This is a genomic window from Streptomyces sp. SID4985, assembly GCF_009863025.1.
Classification (GTDB): Bacteria; Actinomycetota; Actinomycetes; order Streptomycetales; family Streptomycetaceae; genus Streptomyces.
Window position 1 is genome coordinate 1 of the sequence record NZ_WWIR01000538.1, and the last position, 2,977, is coordinate 2,977.

General features: G+C 76.3%; 2 protein-coding genes and 1 pseudogene. 2 read left to right on the forward strand and 1 reads right to left on the reverse strand.

Annotation, left to right across the window (positions count from 1 at the left end; translation table 11 throughout):
• Window positions 1-1,547, forward strand: a 1,547-nt coding sequence (locus tag GTW40_RS23300; protein ID WP_343245767.1) for an FtsX-like permease family protein, incomplete at its 5' end; no start/stop codon positions are given.
• Window positions 1,548-1,647: 100 nt separating this feature from the next.
• Window positions 1,648-2,595: an ABC transporter ATP-binding protein gene (locus GTW40_RS23305; RefSeq protein ID WP_161182138.1), complete on the forward strand. Its 948-nt coding sequence runs from the start codon at window positions 1,648-1,650 to the stop codon at window positions 2,593-2,595.
• 24 nt (window positions 2,596-2,619) lie between these two features.
• On the opposite strand, the pseudogene GTW40_RS23310 reads toward GTW40_RS23305, so the two are convergent.
• Window positions 2,620-2,977 (reverse strand): annotated as a pseudogene (locus GTW40_RS23310) (hypothetical protein); the annotation flags it as partial.

Genomic DNA, 2,977 nt, shown 5'->3' on the forward strand with positions numbered 1-2,977 from the left:
TGGCCGCCGCGCTCCTGCTGCTGCCCGGCGACCGCGCCCGGTACGCCGTCGCCGCGGCAGCCGCCGTCACGCTGACCGCCTGCGCCGCGCTTCCGGTGCGCGCCGTCCTCGCCCACCGGACGGTACGGACGACCGCGCCGCGCGAGGACGTGGCGAACGCACGGCCGTCGAGGCGGCGGCTGGTCGTCGAACTGACCCTGCTGGTGCCGGCCGCCGGCGCGGTGGAGGCGCTGCGCCGCCGCGGCACCACCGGTGACCAGCTCATCTCTCTGGCGCCGGTGCTGACCGGTGTCGTCGCGGCCCTGCTGCTGCTCCGTCTCTACCCGCCGCTGCTGCGCCTCGCGGCCCGTCCCGTCGGGCGGCTGCGCGGCGCCACGGCCCAGCTCTCCGTGGCCCGCGCGGGCCGCACCTCCGCCTCGGGGGTCCTGCCGCTGCTCGCCGTGCTGACGGCGCTCGCCACGGCGGCGTTCGGCGGCTCGGTGCTGACGGGTGTCGCCGACGCCCGGGACCGCGCGGCGCTGCTCACCATCGGTGCCGACGCGCGCGTGGAGGCCGCCGTCTCCCTGCCGTCCGGACTGTCCGAGCGGGCGCGGTCGGTGCCCGGGGTGCGGGCGGCGACGGCGGTGAGCATCGCGTACGAGGCGGTGCCGACGAACGGCGAGAGCGCGGTGCCGCTGGCGGGTGTGGACCCGCGCGACTACAGCGCGCTCTCCGCCCGCATGGGTCTCGGCGCCTTCCCGGCGGAGAACCTGATGGCGCCCGGCGGCCGGCACCCGAAGCCCGGGGACGCGCTCCCCGCCGTCGCCTCCGCCTCGATCGCCGAGAAGTTCGGCACCCGCGGCCCGGTGGGACTCCGGCTGAACGACGGCACGTTCCTCACCCTGCGGATCACCGCCGTACGGGACCGCACACCGGCCGTGCTGCGGTCCGACTTCCTGCTCGTGGACCGTGCCGGACTGCCCGCCGAGGACGCCTCGCCGACGGCGCTGCTGCTGACCGGCGCGCATCTGGACGCGGGCGCGCTGCGTCGGGCCGTCGGCCGCACGGCCACCGTCCAGACCCGGGCCGAGGCGCGGGCCGGGTACGCCGACTCGCCGATCCAGACCGGCGCCGAGCACGTCTACACGGCGGCCGTCGGCGCGGCCTCGGGGCTCGCCGTCCTCGCCCTGCTGCTGGCGCTGGTGCGGGCGGCCCCCGAACGCGCCGCCCTCCTCGCCCGCCTGCGCACCATGGGACTCACTCGCGCCCAGGGCCGCCGTCTGCTGATCCTGGAGTCCCTGCCGCAGGCGCTCCTCGGCGCGATCGGCGGCGCCCTCACCGGCTGGACGGTCATCCGACTGCTCTCCCCCGGCGTCGACCTCACCGTCATCGCCCTGCCGGGCACCGACGGCCAGGCCGGCCAGGCCGCCCTCCGTCCGGACCTCTGGTCGCTGGCCGTCCCCGCGCTCACGGTCGTGGTGGTCGCGGTGGCGGTGGCGGCCCTGCAGGCGTGGTGGACGGGCCGGCGCGGATCGGTACGGGAACTCAGGGCGGGAGACGCGCGATGAGGCTCCGCCGCAGTGGCCGTACCTTCCACCCCCTCCGCCTCCGGCGCGGGCGGCCGGCCCGCCGCCGCCCGGCCATGGACCAGGGCACCCAGGAGACCCGATGACAGCCGAACCGACCCTCACCGACCTGGCCAACCAGGTCACCGAGTCCCGCAACCGCCCCGCCTACGGCCATGACGCGCTCATCACCTGCGACCGGCTGGTCCGCATCTTCACCGCGGACGGCGTCGAGGTGCAGGCGCTGCAGGGCCTGGACCTCCTCGTCCGCGAGGGCGAGCTGATGGCCCTCGTCGGCGCCTCCGGCAGCGGCAAGTCCACCCTGATGAACATCCTCGCCGGCCTGGACACGCCCACCGCGGGCGCGGCCCGGGTCGCCGGCCGGGACCTGCTGGCGATGACGGCCAGGGACCGCCTGGACTACCGGCGCGAGGCGGTCGGCTTCGTCTGGCAGCAGACCGCCCGCAACCTGCTGCCCTACCTCACCGCGGCCCAGAACGTCGCGCTCCCCCTCCAGCTCGCCGGCGCCCGCAGCCGCCGTGCCCGCGCCGCCCGCGCCCTGGAACTGCTGGAGCTGCTCCAGGTCGCCGACTGCCGCGACCGCCACCCTCAGCAGATGTCCGGCGGCCAGCAGCAGCGCGTCGCCATCGCGGTGGCCCTCGCCAACGACCCGGCGGTCCTCCTCGCCGACGAGCCGACCGGAGAGCTCGACTCGAACACGGCCGCGCAGATCTTCGAGGCGTTCCGCACGGCGAACGAGACCCTCGGCACCACCATCGTGATCGTCACCCACGACCAGGCGGTGGCCTCCGAGGTCCGCCGCACCGTCGCCATCCGCGACGGCCGCACCTCCACCGAGGTACTGCGCCGCAGCGAGGTCGACGCCACCACGGGCCACGAGACGCTGGTCGCCCGCGAATACGCCATGCTCGACCGCGCCGGCCGCCTCCAGCTCCCCGCCGAATACACCCGCACCCTGAACATGCGCGACCGCGTGGCCCTGGAACTGGAGTCGGACCACATCGGCGTCTGGCCGGACGAGACCGAGTAGAAGCCCGGGACCCCGGGCGTCCGGTCAGCGGATGGTGAGGCCCAAGGGGGCGAGGCCGGTCCGGCGGACGGCTACGGAGCCGTAGGGGGTGCGCAGTCGGAGCCAGGTGCCGGCGGACAGGAGGGCGGTCTCCTCGGCGGGCATGCCCGGCCGCAGGAAGCCGAGGGACTGGGCCGCGTGCACGGCACGCACCGGGAGCCGGGTCGTGCCGATCTCACGCGACCAGATGTCCCGGCCGATCCGGTCCAGCTCGGTCCTGGTACGCCGCTCGGGGACCAACTCGCCGGTACGGGACCGGAATTCGGCGACGGCCACGGCGACAGCCGTACGCAGTTCCCCGGGCGCCGGCAACCCCGGCTCGGAGCGCCAGCCGCCGCGCGGC